Genomic DNA, 16,538 nt, shown 5'->3' on the forward strand with positions numbered 1-16,538 from the left:
CCCACTACATAGCGCCCACACCGAAACCGCAGGACGGCGGCGAACCATGAATTGCAACGAAGTACGCGAGCAAAGCAACTTGGCCATCACAACGTCGTCCGCGCGTACTCGCTGAATTCCAACGTTCTGGCATTGAATGTTCGACGCAAAGCTCGTTCCGCTCCAGGCCTAGCGTCGATTCAATCGCTCCAATCCGTAATTTTGTCAGTGCAGCACTGCAAAATCGAGACGGAATAGTACGTCTCGCATGCAACGAATCGTACACGTCAAGTTCGCGTCCTAATTTTCCGGGTACTCAACCCGAATCGAAAGACGCACGATGAAACCGACCGTTCTTATTATCTTTGCATGCACCTGTTCTATTGGGATAGGCGTGTGTGGTACGTATTGCTTAACCGGCGGCACGAATGCCGAGTCGAATTCCTTCGCTCCGGTCACGCTTGTCAGCAGTAGCATGACATCTAAGGACTGTCGTGATGTCGTTATCGAGGCTGTCTCCGCTGAAGATCCCGACGCGGATCAAAGTCTTGATCCGTCACAATCGGATTCAACCGCGATGGACGCGGAAGCACGGGTTGAACCGACCGAGCCAATCGTAGAGGTCGTGAAGTTGGAGCAGAAGGTTGTAAAACGAACGAAGAACTACGTCTATCGCGGATGGAGAGTAGATGTTGCGAACACGCTGGACACCAATGTCGAAATATACATTGAGGTGGAATGGCTAGATGCGGATGGATTTCGTGTTGACTACGCAAATGAATCGAGAGTCTTGGCACCCGGCGTCAACGTAATTTCGAAAGTCGAAACGTTTGATCAGCAGGAAAACTCCAACGTAAGCTCATTTAGAGTCGTTCGGATCCAAGGCGAAACAGCAGACCGATCCGATCTCGGATTCGCTCGAATCAAAGACAAAGTGACCAAACGAACCAAGGCCTATGTCTACCGGTCGTGGCGCGTTGATGTTGTCAATAATTCTGATCATATGATAGATGCATACGTTGAAGTCGAATGGCTTGACAAGGACGGATTTCGTGTTGACTACGCAAACGAGTCACGAAAGTTGTCGCCAGGCGTTAGCGTAATTTCAAAAGTGGAGACCTTCGACAAACTTGAGAATTCACGCATCAAATCATTTCGAGTTGTGAAGCTCAGTGGTCGATAGGACATTCACAGGCACTTATCCTATTCCAATCGAATATATGCGGAAATGAACAGCACCAAATCTGTGAACCTATCTTCGACGTACAGTGAATCCGAATGGATCAAATTAGGCGATTCGTTCTGGCTGTCCGCAACGCCGGAAATGTTTAAATGGCTTGGCTGGACGGCAGCGATCGTCGGGCTCGCATACGCCGCCGAAATCAGTGGCGATCCTGTGACCGGGGCTCTTCTTGGTGTGTACCTCGTTGCGATGTTCTTTTATTTCTCTGCGTACTTTTATTCTTTTACATTCAAAATTCGGCCTTTCGCAAATCGACCCAGGACACAACGACTCTTTTCGTTGGGCTTGTCCGCCGTCCTTTCTACGGGTGCTGGATTGCTGGCGTTGCACGCAGTACGCATAATATCGATTGTTCGATCCTAGCTGAAACGATGGATCCATCATGTCGGTACCCGCATCGAAACAGCCAGAACCATGTGGTGCACCGAAGTCGGACCTGCGCCTTTGCTCGGCCATCACAACGTCCATCGTTCCGACTCGGTGACCACCGACGTTACCGGGGCTTGCCTATAGCGGTATTGCATCCGCTCCCAAACTCTACCGTTGGCACATCGGCTTGCGGTGGGCAACGCCGCTATGGTCGTGGTGTCGATCACTAGTTCCCCGCCATGATTTCTGGCTTCGCTAACACCGATGGTCGATGATGGGATGCTTTGGTTGGCGTGGTAGCCCGATGGCGATCGACACTGGTTCTGTCCGCATTGGTCACTCAACCGATGTTGCAATCGCTAAGACGCTGTTTCGGACTGTGGTATCGAGACGGGACGCAGTTTGGCCGCCGGCATATTTCCGGTTGCCAACGAACGGTTTGTTGCTCGGTCGGCTTAGCGTCGGCTACAATGCTTTCAACACAGCGGGCAAACCGTAGGCAATGGAGCACGCGGTATCCGGTAACCAAAAAATGCACGTGAGCACGGGTGGTGTGGTTTTTGGTCTGCTTGCATGTCAACTGCCCGTGCCTCGTGATTTTAAACGTTATCCGACTGACCTAAGTCGAACGCAATGCTAATCTTTGTCGTCGCATTCCTGATTGTTGCCATTGGACTTGGCATCGCTTCGTTCGCGATTCTCCACGAATGCGATTGGCGAAAGCGCTTGCGGAACTCCGTTGTGGTTGACGGAATCGTCATCGCCGAACACAGTGAACCTGAGTGGGAAAACACTCGGGCCGAAATCGAATACGAAATAGACGATCATGCACATAGGTTCGTATCCAGATACGGGACTGGCATGCTTGCCGTTGGTGATCACGTCCGTGTATTCGTGGACACGACAACGGGTGACGCTGAACGACTTGCATTCGCGACGCGGTGGGTGTTTACTATTGGCCCAATCCTTCTTGGAGCCTTTTTTGTGTACTTCGGCCTTTCCATCGCCCATCAATACGGCGGATAACCATCACATGCACCGGAGGACGGGTGGTCCGTTTCATCATCTGCTTGCAAGCGGTTCGCCCGTCCCCGGTGATGTGGAACGTTATGCACCCAGAGAATTTAATCTGAATGGCTAAGCAAGGACGTCGCCGCAACAAGAAATGTGCGTATTGTGGAGAGGTTAAACCGTCTTCGCGGGATCACGTTATTCCCCGATGCTTGTTTACTCGACCACTGCCGGAACACATGATCACTGTTCCCGCCTGCGATGATTGCAACGGCCAAAAGGCGCGTCACGACGATTTTCTCCGCGACCTGTTGGTAACTGATTACGCTGGTTCGCAGAGCCCTATCGCCCAACAAATTTTCGCTGATAAGACAATCCGGTCGCACCGACAAGACAAATCTCTGCTTGGTCGTATCGCAATGAGTGATTCAATGACCGAACTACCAATCCGCGACGAATCCGGCGCTGACGATGTTGCCGTGTTCGGGACATTTGACTTTGATCGCGCGATGGAAATGTTCTCGTTGATTGTTCGCGGTCTCTATTTCTCATTTCGTTCGGTCGTGTTGCCTCAAGACTGCAGCTTTCGGGTCGGTCGATTGTTCAAGGATGATCTTGATACATGGGTTGCGTTTTTCAATGACAACGGGGCCTTTGGTCCTCACCGAATTGGTGACGGCGTGTTTTCATGTGTTTACAACTACGGCGCGACTACGGAAGATGCCACTTTTTGGCTTTTGGAATTCTACGATCGTGTACAATATTCGGTGTTGACCACTCCCGCTGGATTCAAACCGAAACTCGAATCTGGTGCATAACAAAGGGTTGCACACGGAGCCGCGGGTCGCGCGGCTTTTGAGATCAAACCGGTTTGCCGCGGCCCGGTGAACCCGGTCGTTATCCAATAGAGATGCAGCACCGACCCGGCCACGTATCGACCACGGCGACAGCGTTGATCCGACACGTCGGCGATCGGCCCTTCCGTCCACCATGGCTCCGATACAACCCACAGATGTTTGCTTGCGCAAGTCCAGAACTTGACGGAAGCAACGCCACCTGGGATATCGTCACACGTTCGTTAGCTCCTGCCACGAAAGATTGGGACTACAGAATCGTTTTTCAGCTTGCCGCCCATCGTGGTCCCCACGATGCGTTGTCCGCCGGGCTCCGTTTTGACCTTTGCGAAGGCCATCGTTTGCCTATCTGGACCGGTATAATACTATCTACCGAAATTAAACCACGCGATCCTTCGTACTGGTACCGCACTGAACGATTCTGGACTGAGCGATATGGATAACCATGGCATGCACACGGAGCGGGGCTTGCGGCCGAATTTAAAATGGACAACTTTACTCTCCCCGCCCGGTGATGCCGGTCGTTCGCCGACTGAACACATGATCGTGCGTCATCACATTGTTTTCGCTTTGATTGGATGCCTGCTTCTGCTTGTCGTTGGGTGTGGAGCGAGCGCCGAATCCTTCGATACGGCATCCAGCATTCCCGCCAACTCAATCGTTGAGGTTCCGTCGAATGCGACGCAAATTTCGGTAACCTATGGCTCCGGACAGCACAGCGCGACATTCACTGCTGATACAAGCGATGTTGAGTCGTGGGTCGCGAGCCTGCGGAAGCTGAAACCTGAGCTGAACTCCAACCCACCTTCACCACTTTGGCTTGCCGACGCCAACGAATACCTGAAGCCAACGCTGATTGCTGACGAACGCGACACATTTTCGCTTCGGATCGGATCACCAAACGGCTTCACCGAACACATGCTAAAATTCATCATCGTACGTTCTGCCCGCGGTGGCGTGACGACCGTTTGGCACGATCCTGACAAATCACACAACTACCTCTGGGCCGTGTACAAGTAGCGGCGAACCAAACGATGCAACCGAGCGGCGAAATCGGGCGTTTTGAAGTGGATGATCTTCCGTCGCCGCCGGCTGATCGTAGACGTTCCCTCAATGAGTTGACATGTGATACGTCGCACCCTCATTTGCACTGCGATCCTTCTGGCCATCGCGGCGGGATCGTGGGGCGTGTGGATCGCGTCTCAGGTCGCCGGAATACCACGCGAGTTATACCTGTTCCCATTCCGAACACAGCAGTCAAGCTTTGTGAGTCGATGATAGTGCCTACCAGTGCGAAAGTAGATATTGCCAGATTTTTAAACCCTTCTTTGACTTCGGTCAAAGAAGGGTTTTTTTATGCACACTCAAGATCGCATGCCAAATAGGGCTTCGGGTGTCTCAAGAAGAACTGAACGCTCACGCGTTGCGGCTTACGAATTTTAGAAGTCCTTACAGCCTTCGAAACGTTTTTTCGATGGTTTAGTGCATGGACGTCGTTTCGGCTATTTGTCGGTCCAGGCAGCCAGTTCGTTGCCGGTAGGCTCGGTGAAGTGAAAGCGTCGGCCACCAGGGAATGTGAACATTGGTTTGCAGATTGTTCCGCCGTTGAGTTGGACTTTGTCAAATGTCTGTTCGATGTCTTCGCTGTGCTGCACAATCAGCGCCGAACCGTCGTCGGGCGAGGCGGCCAAATCAGCCTTGAAGAATCCACCGTCGAGTCCCGATCCTTCGAAGGCAGTGTATTCCTGTCCGTAGTCGGTGAACGTCCATCCGAAACACTTTGCAAAGAACGTCTTTGTGACCGCGAGGTTGCGAGATGGAAATTCGATGTAGTTGATCTTTTCGTGTTTATTCATTGCTTTGAAGTCTGATTGAGAGTTCAAATTGATAAGTTGCTTGGGTGGGGCTGGCTAGGTCGTGACGGGTTGTCTGAGCATCGTGCGCAGTTTTTCGGGGGCAACTTTGCGGAAGTCGTTGAAGTAGATTTCGTGATGCTTGCCTCGCATTTGAAGTCCATTGTTGGGGATAAACTTCTCGTGCATTTCCTTCAACACAGGGCCTTCGTCGCTGTACGAGCCGATATGCATCGTTTGTACGCAGATACCCTCGTCAATTTGCGTAAGCCGAAGCTTGTCGATACTGGGCGGTGCTTTTTTGGCGGTGACGTCCGATAGGCTCGACTGGACCATTGCATCGGTGATCCAATCGGGGACCATGATCATCGCGGTCCATTCCCATTGCGATTGGTCAAATTTTGTTGTGAACGCGTCCATGTCTCTCGCCCACCAGATTGCTTCGAGCGGTGGGACGACGTAATCCTTTTCAAGCGATCGTTTCGACATGAATTTCAGATGGTAGGCAACGGGATAAAGCGTCTCGATTGCCGCGGTAAATTCTTTGGACGCTGGCCCCTTGTCGCCATTGATCGCAATGAAGTTCATGGTGGGTACTTCAATCACCGAGAACTGCCCTGACTTCGCTTTGTAGCTGGCAATTGATTTTTTGAAATCGACTTTCACTGAGACTGCCTCTCGCGTGCTGATAATTTGGAATTCTGGTAAAAATTTAACAGATGTTCTCATGCGTCGGCGTCGCATCGCATAGCGGGAAGATAACGCTGGTGCAGCCGTCTGTTCGCAACGATGCGGCGAGGTATCTTTGTTGTTGGATTCTGCTTTCAACGGCAATTGGTTATTGCCTGTGGTTTGTCAGTTTCGGTGGCTTCGGTATTGAACGTGGCAGCGCGAATCTGCTTTGCGCGAAGTCGTTTGCCTGACAGTACTTTTGGGGGACACCAGAATGGACAGCATTACCACTTACGACAGACTAGGCGGCGAGACGGGCCTTCGTCAGTTGGTCGATCGCTTTTACGATCTGATGTCAGAATTGCCCGCCGCGGAACCGATTCGGGCGATGCATGCGGATGATTTGACCGATTCGCGAGCCAAGTTGTTCAAGTTTCTATCGGGATTGTTCGGCGGTCCATCACTGTATATCCAAGAGTTCGGGCATCCGATGTTACGAGCTCGCCATTTGCCTTTTGCGATTGGTGAAAACGAACGAGATCAGTGGTTGTTGTGCATGAATCAAGCAGTTGACGAGTTGGTCGTTGACAAACAGCTTGTCTTGCAATTGAAAAACGCCTTTTTTCGAACGGCTGACCATATGCGGAACAAGCAAGGTTAGTCGGAACTGCGATTGTGACTTTTTTCGTCGTTCTTTGTCGCTTTTCAAGCTTCGGAGCCGCGAATTTGCTTTGGTGGACGCATTCGGTTTTCGTCGCAGCATTGAAAAGGTCACGGCAAACGTGGAATTGCGATTTCCGTGACGCTATGATCTGAGGGTATAGGGATTCACGTCCCCTGCGTCGTGTGTGTTGGCACGTATGCATTGGATTTACTCGATCAGATGAGCAGTCATGTTGAAAACGAATACTCGAGTGCCTCGACGCCAGTTCCTGAAGACATCTGCCGCGACGGGAAGTGCGGCGTTGTTGGCGCCGACAATCATCCCTAGCTCGGCACTTGGGCTCGATGGTGCGACCGCGCCGAGTGAGCGGATTGTGGTTGGCGGCATTGGTATCGGCCGTCGCGGAACATACGACTTGGGTTGTTTCTTGGAACAGAAGGACGTTCAGTTCATCGCGATTTGTGATGTGAAAGAAAAGCAACGCACCGCTGTGAAGAAGATGGCCGACGAGAAGTACGGCAACCAGAACTGCGCCACGTACATCGACTTTCGCGAACTGCTTGATCGCAGCGACATTGATGCGGTGTTGATTGCTACAGGCCCGAACTGGCACGCGACGGCCGCGATGAATGCGGCTCGTGCCGGCAAAGATATGTACTGCGAGAAACCTGTTACGAAGAACATCGCCCAAAGTTTAATTCTGGCCGAAACGATGCGCCGGACGGGACGTGTGTTTCAAGCCGGGACCCAGCGACGCAATTTGCCGCACTTTGCATTCGCCTGCGAACTCGCACGATCCGGAAGGCTTGGCAAACTTAAAAAGGTCTACGCACACCCGGCCGGCATGCAGGCGCTGATGAGTGGATGGTTGGTTCCTGAGACCGAGCCAGACAAAGAAGTGGTCGACTGGAACATGTACCTCGGTCCTGCTGCGTGGCGACCGTACAACGCAAAATTGCTTGACGGTTTCAACTTTGAAAAGGGCGGTGGCTTTGTTGGTGCGTTTAACGGCGGCGGTGTCTTGGAGTGGGGATCGCACTGCGTTGACCTGTGCCAATGGGCGGTCGGTGATTGTCCTCCGCCCGTTCAGTACGACGCGCCGAAGGATGGCGAGTTAGTGGCTCGATACGAAAATGGAACCGAGTTGATTTTCCGCGAGAAAGGCTGGATCCCGCTCGGTTCGTGCCCTGTGCGTTTTGAGGGTGAGAACGGTTGGGTCGAGGCCGGCGATAGCGGGAAGATGGTGCTGAGTTCGCCGGAGTTGCTTGCTGGTCGAGAAGTGGCCGAAATTGGAGGCTATCCAGCAACCTATCACGTACGCGATTTCCTGGACTGCGTGAAAACTCGCAGCCAGCCCAAGGGGAACGCCGACGCGGCTTGCAACGCTCACATCGCTTGTCACGCGGCAAACATCGCGTTGCAATTGGGACGCCAAGTGAATTATGACAACGCGACCAATATGTTCATTGATGACGAGCCAGCGAATCGTTTGCGATCGGAGGCACTGCGAGAACCGTGGCGAGTGTAGGGACAGTTCAAACGTCCTGCCACGGTCCTGTCGTCTGTTTTTCTATCGCTCTGATTTGTCTGGAACTATCTCATGAATACCCTTCGATTTTTTTCTCTGTTGCTCACGCTGATGGTGGCGGTTGCATTTGGTGCGGATAAGCGTGCGTTTTCCGATGAAACGCAGGCGTCTGCAAGTCCGAAAGAACAGGCGTTGTTGGCCGTTCTTCGCTCTGAATCTGCGGGGGCCGAAAAAGCCATCACGTGCAAGAATTTGGCAATCTACGGAAGCAGTGCTTCCGTTGCCGAGCTTGCAAAACTGTTGCCCGATCCTCAGTTGGCTTCTTGGGCGCGGATCGCGCTGGAAGTGATTCCGGGGCCAGCGGCTGACCAAGCGCTGCTCGCCGCAACTGATGAACTGGACGGCTTGCTGTTGGTTGGCACGATCAATTCGATCGGTGTTCGACGTGACGCCAATGCGGTTGAAAAGTTGGCGGCTCTGTTGCAGGACAGTGATACAGAAGTCGCGTCGGCGGCCGCCGTCGCGTTGGGACTCATTGGCGACGCGGCAGCCGGCAAATCGCTTCGGCAAGCTTTGGCTGCGGCGCCTGCGGATGTTCGATCGGCGATTGCCGAAGGCTGTGTTTTGTGTGCCGAGCGATTTCTTGCCGATGGCAACGCTGAAGAAGCGATCGCGACCTATGATGAAGTCCGTAAGGCCGACGTCCCCGGGCAACGTGTTTTGGAGGCGACTCGCGGCGCGATATTGGCTCGCGGCCAAGACGGCATTCCGTTGTTGATCGAGCAATTCCGTTCACCCGAAAAAGCCATGTTCCAGTTGGCGCTTGGGACGGCGCGTGAGTTTCCGGGGGATCGCATTGACCAGGCTTTGGCTGACGAAATGGTTAAATCGGCCCCCGGTCGGGCCGCATTGATCGTTCATGCGATGGCCGATCGGCCGAATACGGTTGTTTTGGCGGCGATCACAAAAGCTGCCCAGCATGGCGACAAGCAAGTGCGGGTTGCGGCCATCGACGCGCTCCAACGAGTCGGTGACGAATCTTGCCTAGCGGCGTTGTTGGAGATTGCGGTGGATTCAGATGCGGATCTGGCCCAGGCTGCTCGGGAAACGTTGGCGTCGCTTCCGGGCGACAAAGTTGACTCGCAACTAGTTTCGCAACTGGCCAGCGCGCCGCGAGAGAGTTCTGCGTTGCTGATCGAGCTGATTGGCAAGCGGCGCATTGATGCGGTTGCTGAAGTGTTGGAATTTGCGGATGATTCGGATTCAAAAGTGCGGCACGCTGCGTTAGTCGCACTCGGTGAAACCGTGTCGCTGAAGCGTTTGCCAGTGCTGGTCGATCGCATGATCGAGCCAAAGTATTCTGAAGATGCTGCGGTTGCCCAGCAAGCATTGAAAGTGGCCAGTGTGCGGATGCCGGATCGCGAGGCATGTTCGGCTGAGCTTGCTATGGCGGTGGAGCAATCGCCAGCGGCGGCTAAGACAAGCTTGCTAGAAATTCTGAGCGAGGTTGGTGGCACGACGGCGCTGCAGACTCTCGCTTCGGCGGCAAAGAGTGACGATCCACAGTTGCAGGACACGGCTAGCCGGTTGCTCGGCAAATGGAACGGTGTTGATGCAGCGCCGGTGTTGTTGGATCTGGCGGAAAATGCGCCGGCAGAGAAGTATCAAGTTCGCGCACTGCGTGGTTATATCGGTTTGGCAAGAAAGTTTGCGATGCCTGAGCCTCAGCGTGTCGAGATGTGCCGAAACGCGATGGATGCAACACAAAGGTTGCCTGAACAAGAGCTAGCGTTGGACGTGCTGAAGCTTCATCCGAGTCACGCCGCGCTGCGATTGGCAATCGATGCGATGCAAAAACCGGCCGTCAATGAGCAGGCGACTCAGGCCACGCTCGTCATTGCTCAAGCGCTTAGCCGTAAGGGTTCCGACGTTTCGGGGCCGCTGGCGAAAGCTGGATTTGCGAACATCAAGTTGGAGATCGTGAAGGCGACCTACGGTGCTGGAGCGGTTCAGAAAGACGTCACCAGTGCGTTGCAAAAGCAAGCGGGGGATTTGCCGCTTATTAGCTTGGCATCAGGTAACTACAACGCCAGCTTTGGTGGTGATCCGGCGCCCGGGAGTGTGAAACAACTGAGCGTCAAATATCGAATCGACGGGGTGCCCGGCGAGGCGACGTTTGCCGAAAACGCGCTGATCATTTTCCCGTTGCCGAAACGCTAAGTTTCGCGGCGGGCAGTTTTAATTTTTGCGAGCGAGCGTCGTTCGCGGCTCAGTCGTTCACGGCTCAGTCGTTCACGGTTCAAAGGTGAGGACCAGTTCAGGTGGTGTGTCGGATTCTCGGGATCCGAACCAGATATCGTCTTCACCCGTTTTGTCGAGTGTGATGATGATCGTTAGCGGTCCCGGTTTCTGGACCGCTGCGGTCACATCGACCGCGACGACTTGGCCGCGTCGAACGACGCCTCGATGCTGTGCCACTTCCCGAAGTGGTTGGGGGACACCGTCTTTGGTAAGGTCGTTCTCGTTCCAATCGCTGTGGTCGCCGACGAAGAACTTCAGCGTGCCGCTGCCGGAATCAACGTCCTGGGTTAGTCGTACTTTGGCAGAACGAAGGCCCGCGATATCAGGGATCTCAAATCGCAAGTAGATCGTGCGTCGCTTTCCCTCCACCTTCAAAAACTGCTTGTTTCTTTCCAACTCGCCGTGGTCGAGCGTCAAGTCATCGGTCGCCAACAGGGTTTCGGTCTTGATTGGCGATGACGAGAGTTCTTGAACGGCCAGGTCATCGGTTGTTGCCATTTGTTGCGAGCCGACATTCACTGCGGCATGATCACTGCTTCGGGTCAGCGTGACGCTGCCCTCGTAGACCTTTAATTCAGTGTGCCCCGTTGCGACCAGTGAAAACACGGTCCCCATAACGGCAATGGTAGAGTGGCCTGTTTGCACCTCGAACGGAGGATCTCCATCGTGGCGCGGTGCGATTTCGAAATACGCTTCGCCTTGCTGCAGGACGACTTGCGGCGCGGTGGCAGCCAGTCGCAATTGTGACCCCGGTTCCATCGAAAGGATCGAGCCATCGGTTAGTCGCAACATCGCTTGAGTTTGGGAGTCGCAGGTTACCTGATCGCCGACTTGTAACGCATAGCCAGACGTTGCGACATCTGATTCGGTGTTGCGTTTGACGGTCAGTTGGCCGCTCCCGGACACGCTCATGCAGGTACCCATCGCTGGTTCTTCATCCGTGACGCCTCGCAAAATTAGAGCACCGCCGAACAGTAGCCCAATCAGGGCCGCAGCGGTTGCGGCGATCGCGATTCGGCGCCATGCAAATTGCTTGCCCCGCACCGGTTCGGTTGTTCTGGCAAGTGATTGCAGTTCGACTCTTTCGCTAAGCGTTTCGCGAAGCAGCACGTTAACGCGAGTCTGTTCTTGAAACCGCTGCCGAAGCGAGTCCGAACCGATTACTGCGGCGTGCAGTTCGGCCAGTTCCGTTTCAGACAGCTCGCCGTCCAAGTAGCAAGCCATCAATTCGTCAAATCGTTGATCTAGCATCATGCGTTTCCCTTGTGACCGATCGGGTTGATTCGGCTTTCCTTGGCTTCGATGCAGACTCGCAACTGAGCACGCAGGCGGGCCAGGGTGGTTCGGATGGATCCTTGTCGGATCGCCGCAGACTCGGCAAGCGCTTGCCCCTTGATGTTGTGGCCGTACCGCAACAGCAGCAGGTTCTGCATCCGATCAGGCAACTTTTGGATACAGCGTCGCAGTTCAATCCGCTCGCGGCGCCACATGTCATCATCGCCCTGCGACGCGACCATTGCCAATTCGCTAAGCATGTCTGTTAGCCCGTTTGATGGCATCTTGGCTTGTCGGCGCCAATGCTGAAGAACCACATTCTTGGCGATGCCGCACGCCCAAGGGACAAAACTTCGTGCGGGATCAAATCGTTCCTCGCTTTTCAGGATCTCGATGACCGTCTCTTGGAACAGATCCTCTGCGACCTCGAAGTCGCCGACCATCGATACCAGCACCGCCAAAATACGAGAACGATTCTCGCTGATGGTCAAAAACGCGGCAATTGATCGATCGTCCATGGATTCCGTCAAGAAAGGAGTGTGAGACTAGACTATCGTCCCGATTGTCATTGCAGCGAAGTCGCCGACCGTGCACAACCAATTTGCAATTTTCGGAGTCGCCAATTTTTATGTGCACGATTCTCACCTTCGAGTCAATGTTTCGGTAAAGCGGAACGTTTCGGTTCGCTTTGGACTGAAAACACATCATGAAAGGCGGAAACCGTGAGTCGAATGATTGGATTGTCAGCATATTGTCTGGGTGCATTGCTGCACCTTAGTTTGCCGGGGCTAGTCGCTAGCGCGGCGCCAATTGATCCGGTAGGTGCGGATCAGACCGGCGTGTCGGTGTCGGGTGAACTTCAACAGTGGCACAAAGTGACGCTGACGTTGGATGGGCCGCAGGCTTCCGAAGATGGCGAACCCAATCCGTTTCTCGACTACCGATTGCAAGTCACGTTTCGCCATCCGGCAACGGGACTGACGTATTCGGTTCCGGGCTACTATGCAGCCGATGGTGACGCGGCCAATTCATCGGCGACCTCGGGCAACAAATGGCGTGCCCATCTAGCGCCCGATCACGAAGGCGAATGGACGTACTCGGTCTCGTTTCGTCAGGGGCCAAGTGTCGCGATCTCGGACGCTGAAGACGAAGGGACGCCTGTCGAGAAGGTTGACGGTTTGCAGGGCTCATTTCAAGTTGCCAAGACCGACAAATTATCGCCAGACTTTCGCAGCAAGGGACGCTTGAACTACGTTGGAAAACACCATTTGCAGTTTGCCGGCACTGGCGAGTTCTTTTTGAAGGCGGGCGTCGATGCACCCGAGAATCTGCTTGCCTACGAAGACTTCGACGGCGACTTCAAGACCGACGGCAAGAAAGACAACCTGATCAAGAACTGGGCTCCCCATGTTCAAGACTGGAAGGCTGGCGACCCGACTTGGCAAGACGGAAAAGGCAAAGGGCTGATCGGTGCCATCAACTACTTGGCCTCCGAGGGACTCAATGCGTTTTCATTTTTGACGCTGAATATTAATGGCGATGATTGCAACGCGTTTCCGTACACGGATTACGACGAGCGTGAACGGATGGATTGTTCGCGGATGGACCAGTGGGAAACCGTTTTCGCCCACGGGACAAACCTGGGCATGCACTTGCACTTCAAGACTCAAGAGTGCGAGAACGTTCACTTGTTGGACGGCGGGCACATGGGGCCAGAACGAAAGTTGTACTACCGCGAATTGATCGCACGTTTTTCGCACCACTTGGCGATGAACTGGAACCTTGGCGAAGAAGTTGGTTTGAATAGCGACCCAACGACTCAAGACAAAATAGACTGGGCCGAGTACTTCTGGACTCACGATCCGTACCAGCACCCGATTGTCATCCATAACGGTGACAACCACTACGAGATGCTCGGTGAGGCTTCCAAGTTGACTGGTTTTTCATTGCAGACCAATAAGGCGGACTTCAGCCGTGTCCACAACGCGACTCTCGATTACATCAATCGATCAGCCAAGTCGGGTAAGCCTTGGGTGGTTGCCTGTGACGAACCCGGCGATGCTTCGCATTCGTTGGTTCCCGACGACGAAGATCCAACCCGCGATAACGCCCGCAAGAATGCGCTATGGGGCAACATCATGGCCGGCGGTGCGGGTGTCGAATGGTACTTTGGTTACAAGCACGCGCACAGCGACTTGACGTGCCAAGACTACCGAGTGCGCGGGACGATGTGGAAACCTTGCCGCATCGCACTTGAGTTCTTTACTACGCATAAAATTCCGTTCTGGAATATGACCAATGCCGATGATTTGGTCGCGAACCAGGAAGCGTATGGTTTGGCTGATTCGGGCAAGCTGTATTTGGTTTACAGCAAACGAGGGAAGCAGATAAAACTGAACCTCGCCGGCACGGAAGGCGTGTTCCAAATTCAGTGGTTTAATCCTCGCACGGGTGGACCTTTGCAGTTTGGGTCAGCCCAAGCCGTCCGCGGTGGTGGCATGGTTTCGATCGGTGATCCGCCGGGGAACGACGGCCAGGACTGGTTAGCGATTTTGCGTCCCGGTGATTCCGCGCGCGACTATCCGCCTGCGGTCAGTGCGGGAGCGAATTTGTCAATCATGATGCCGCAATCGAGCGATTCGGTAGCCGTCAAATTGAGCGGCGAAGTCAGCGATGACAAAACGAATGCTGCGAGTTTGGATTCACTGTGGACCAAGACAAGCGGTCCAGGAACTGTCACGTTTGCGGATGCAAGTTCGGCAACCACCACGGTAAAGCTTGGAAAAGTTGGGACGTATGTGTTGAAGTTGACGGCAAGTGACGGGGCAGGCGAGTCAGCGTCGACCGTCACGATCACCGTCGATCCGTTTCAAGCCAAAGTGACGCGGGCGATCAGTCCGATAGACGACGCCTACGTGGAAGACGCAAACGTTTTCAGCAATCAACATTTGAAGGTTGAAGGCAAGCGGAGATCCGCGTTTATCAAGTTCAACATTGATGGGCTTCCGGCGAATTTGATTGACGTCCAACTTCGGTTGACCGAAGGCGGTGACTCGGGCAGCGGAAAACTGAAAGTGTTTCGCGCGTTGCATTCAGACTGGATTAGCAAGTCGCTTGATCAGTCGTCCTTTCCCAAGCAAGATGAACTACTTGGCGAGCAAACGGTAAACGTGGGTGAAGGCGATTCGGTAACGATTCCTTTGAAATCGATGTTGACTGGTGACGGCGTTTACACGTTGGTGGTCAAGCTTGACGAAGGAAGTGACGACATTTGGTTTGGTTCCGGTAAAAGCAAGAACGGCCCCAAGCTATTGATCACTTTCGAAGACCCGGATGGACGCTATGAATCGTTCGGTCGGAATTCGGCGAAATCGGGTGACGGTGCTGATGCTGGCGATGCGACCGTGCTTTCCGCGTTGACTGACTTCGAGCTTGCGCCTGCCGATCAGTTTGTGCTGGGATACAAAGACCAAGCACGACGAGCTCTGGCGATCAACGCGGCGAAGTATCGCGACAAGTTCGCGGCAGCGGAATCGAAATACAACGGCTCGGCTGGAATCTACGATCTGGTTCTGACCACGCTGACTGAAACGGATGGTGAATCGTCGTATCGGTTGCTCGTTTCCGGCAAGCAGATCGGCGCGGTGCAAAACCCAGAAGCTAAACGCGACTACGAACCAATCAAGCATCGATTCAGCGGTGTGAAGTTGAAAGCGGGTGACACGATCCGGGTCGAGTTCAATTCCGACTCCAATAGCTCGATTCCCGAAGGTGATGGTTTTGCGTACTCACGTGGACGTTGGCAGTCGGTCGCGATCGTCAAGCCAAATCAAACGACGTCTCACTCGCCCCAGGCGGCAAAAGAACCAGCACCGGCAGTTGTGTTCGAAACGACGTACGATCCAGGGAACGCGTCGAAGGTACATGTTCAATCGGGCAGTTCCGTGGTCGTCGAAGCGGAAGACTATGACGCGGTCGATCATCAAGAGCATCGCCAGTGGATGCTAACGACTGCGGATATAACGCCCAGCATCAAGCCCGATCCGGATGGCAACCACAGCAAAGGAGCGGGCGGTGGAGCTTACCTTGAACTTTTGCCCGACACGCGAGTGACACATAGCGATCCCTTGGTCAACGGCGTCAGCTTTGCGGGGCAGGGTGGCCAGTGCAGCGTGCTGTACTATCCGATCGAATTTGCAGAACCTGGTCGTTACTACGTTTGGGTGCGAATGTGTTGCACCGGATCGGAAGACAACGGATTGCATGTCGGACTCGATGGGGAATGGCCCGAGTCGGGAGCCCGAATTCAGTTCACTGGACATCACGGTCAGTGGCAATGGGATTCACGTCAGAGAACCGAAAAAGTCCACACCGGCGTGCTTGGTCAAATCTGGCTGGACATCGACAAACCCGGTCTTCACACCGTCATGTTTTCGATGCGAGAAGACGGGTTCGAGTTGGACCGTTTTCTGTTGACCAAGGAAAAGGACGCGATGACGAGCAAGAGTCTTGAACTCGGTCCAGCGACGAGCCCGAAACGCAATTAGATTTTTGCGCACTCTCATCAACGGAGAGCCTGTCTCGAATCGGATGATCGAGGCAGGCGGTGAAAAAACGAACGAGTTTAGTGCTGTCGTTTCTGGTGTAATCTCCCCCCGAACGTGGTTGGCACGCCAGTTGGCCGCGAGTTATCGACGGCTATCCAGCCCCTAAGGCCTGATTGGATGCGGTTTCCCGGCCTACGTGGGCTGGCCAAGAATGACGGGGCACTTCCGTCTAAAGTTGAAGG

The 16,538-nt window shown here is 54.0% G+C and carries 12 protein-coding genes; 7 read left to right on the forward strand and 5 right to left on the reverse strand.

The window, feature by feature from the left end:
- Nucleotides 1-454: 454 nt before the first annotated feature.
- Nucleotides 455-1,162 (forward strand): hypothetical protein, encoded by a 708-nt coding sequence (locus Poly59_RS14875; RefSeq protein WP_246151662.1) that lies wholly within the window; start codon nt 455-457, stop codon nt 1,160-1,162.
- A 1,065-nt stretch (nt 1,163-2,227) separates the two neighbouring features.
- On the opposite strand, the gene Poly59_RS14880 is transcribed toward Poly59_RS14875, so the two are convergent.
- Entirely contained in the window at nt 2,228-2,602 is a 375-nt protein-coding gene (locus Poly59_RS14880) for a hypothetical protein (protein WP_186776274.1), read from the reverse strand.
- Nucleotides 2,603-3,033: 431 nt separating this feature from the next.
- Between Poly59_RS14880 and Poly59_RS14885 the strand changes: the two genes are divergently transcribed.
- Together Poly59_RS14885 and Poly59_RS14890 are read left to right on the forward strand one after the other, a co-directional pair.
- Nucleotides 3,034-3,420: a hypothetical protein gene (locus tag Poly59_RS14885; RefSeq protein WP_146534894.1), complete on the forward strand. Its 387-nt coding sequence runs from the start codon at nt 3,034-3,036 to the stop codon at nt 3,418-3,420.
- 582 nt (nt 3,421-4,002) lie between these two features.
- Entirely contained in the window at nt 4,003-4,476 is a 474-nt protein-coding gene (locus tag Poly59_RS14890; protein ID WP_186776275.1) for a hypothetical protein, read from the forward strand.
- A gap of 482 nt (nt 4,477-4,958) precedes the next feature.
- Here Poly59_RS14890 and Poly59_RS14895 read toward each other — a convergent pair whose 3' ends face one another.
- Both Poly59_RS14895 and Poly59_RS14900 read right to left on the reverse strand, forming a co-directional pair.
- A complete protein-coding gene (locus tag Poly59_RS14895) occupies nt 4,959-5,312 on the reverse strand; it encodes a VOC family protein (protein ID WP_146534896.1) in 354 nt (117 codons plus the stop codon).
- Nucleotides 5,313-5,366: 54 nt separating this feature from the next.
- The gene (locus Poly59_RS14900) at nt 5,367-5,975 is read right to left on the reverse strand and encodes a GyrI-like domain-containing protein (protein WP_222436111.1); all 609 of its coding nucleotides are present in this window, start codon (nt 5,973-5,975) and stop codon (nt 5,367-5,369) included.
- Nucleotides 5,976-6,255: 280 nt separating this feature from the next.
- On the opposite strand from Poly59_RS14900, the gene Poly59_RS14905 reads away from it, so the two are divergent.
- From Poly59_RS14905 to Poly59_RS14915, 3 genes are all read left to right on the forward strand, one after another.
- On the forward strand, nt 6,256-6,642 hold the full coding sequence (locus Poly59_RS14905) for a group II truncated hemoglobin (RefSeq protein WP_146534898.1): 387 nt from the start codon (nt 6,256-6,258) through the stop codon (nt 6,640-6,642).
- 232 nt (nt 6,643-6,874) lie between these two features.
- Nucleotides 6,875-8,173 (forward strand): Gfo/Idh/MocA family oxidoreductase, encoded by a 1,299-nt coding sequence (locus tag Poly59_RS14910; RefSeq protein ID WP_146534899.1) that lies wholly within the window; start codon nt 6,875-6,877, stop codon nt 8,171-8,173.
- A 72-nt stretch (nt 8,174-8,245) separates the two neighbouring features.
- A complete protein-coding gene (locus Poly59_RS14915; RefSeq protein WP_146534900.1) occupies nt 8,246-10,393 on the forward strand; it encodes a HEAT repeat domain-containing protein in 2,148 nt (715 codons plus the stop codon).
- Nucleotides 10,394-10,465: 72 nt separating this feature from the next.
- On the opposite strand, the gene Poly59_RS14920 is transcribed toward Poly59_RS14915, so the two are convergent.
- Nucleotides 10,466-11,725: a FecR family protein gene (locus Poly59_RS14920; RefSeq protein WP_146535310.1), complete on the reverse strand. Its 1,260-nt coding sequence runs from the start codon at nt 11,723-11,725 to the stop codon at nt 10,466-10,468.
- Nucleotides 11,725-12,267, reverse strand: coding sequence for a sigma-70 family RNA polymerase sigma factor (locus Poly59_RS14925; protein ID WP_146534901.1), 543 nt, complete (start codon nt 12,265-12,267; stop codon nt 11,725-11,727). The genes Poly59_RS14920 and Poly59_RS14925 overlap by 1 nt, the downstream gene beginning before the upstream one ends.
- A gap of 213 nt (nt 12,268-12,480) precedes the next feature.
- Between Poly59_RS14925 and Poly59_RS30190 the strand changes: the two genes are divergently transcribed.
- Nucleotides 12,481-16,296: a DUF5060 domain-containing protein gene (locus Poly59_RS30190; RefSeq protein ID WP_246151728.1), complete on the forward strand. Its 3,816-nt coding sequence runs from the start codon at nt 12,481-12,483 to the stop codon at nt 16,294-16,296.
- Nucleotides 16,297-16,538: the final 242 nt, after the last annotated feature.

Source organism: Rubripirellula reticaptiva (assembly GCF_007860175.1).
Lineage (GTDB): Bacteria > Planctomycetota > Planctomycetia > Pirellulales > Pirellulaceae > Rubripirellula > Rubripirellula reticaptiva.

Bases quoted from the DNA above. Each gene is read 5' to 3' on its own strand.
- Poly59_RS14925 (WP_146534901.1), bottom strand. From the start codon at position 12,267: ATGGACGATCGATCAATTGCCGCGTTTTTGACCATCAGCGAGAATCGT.
- Poly59_RS30190 (WP_246151728.1), top strand. From the start codon at position 12,481: ATGATTGGATTGTCAGCATATTGTCTGGGTGCATTGCTGCACCTTAGT.
- Poly59_RS14915 (WP_146534900.1), top strand. From the start codon at position 8,246: ATGAATACCCTTCGATTTTTTTCTCTGTTGCTCACGCTGATGGTGGCG.
- Poly59_RS14905 (WP_146534898.1), top strand. From the start codon at position 6,256: ATGGACAGCATTACCACTTACGACAGACTAGGCGGCGAGACGGGCCTT.
- Poly59_RS14885 (WP_146534894.1), top strand. From the start codon at position 3,034: ATGACCGAACTACCAATCCGCGACGAATCCGGCGCTGACGATGTTGCC.
- Poly59_RS14910 (WP_146534899.1), top strand. From the start codon at position 6,875: ATGTTGAAAACGAATACTCGAGTGCCTCGACGCCAGTTCCTGAAGACA.
- Poly59_RS14895 (WP_146534896.1), bottom strand. From the start codon at position 5,312: ATGAATAAACACGAAAAGATCAACTACATCGAATTTCCATCTCGCAAC.
- Poly59_RS14875 (WP_246151662.1), top strand. From the start codon at position 455: ATGACATCTAAGGACTGTCGTGATGTCGTTATCGAGGCTGTCTCCGCT.
- Poly59_RS14920 (WP_146535310.1), bottom strand. From the start codon at position 11,725: ATGCTAGATCAACGATTTGACGAATTGATGGCTTGCTACTTGGACGGC.
- Poly59_RS14880 (WP_186776274.1), bottom strand. From the start codon at position 2,602: ATGGGCGATGGAAAGGCCGAAGTACACAAAAAAGGCTCCAAGAAGGAT.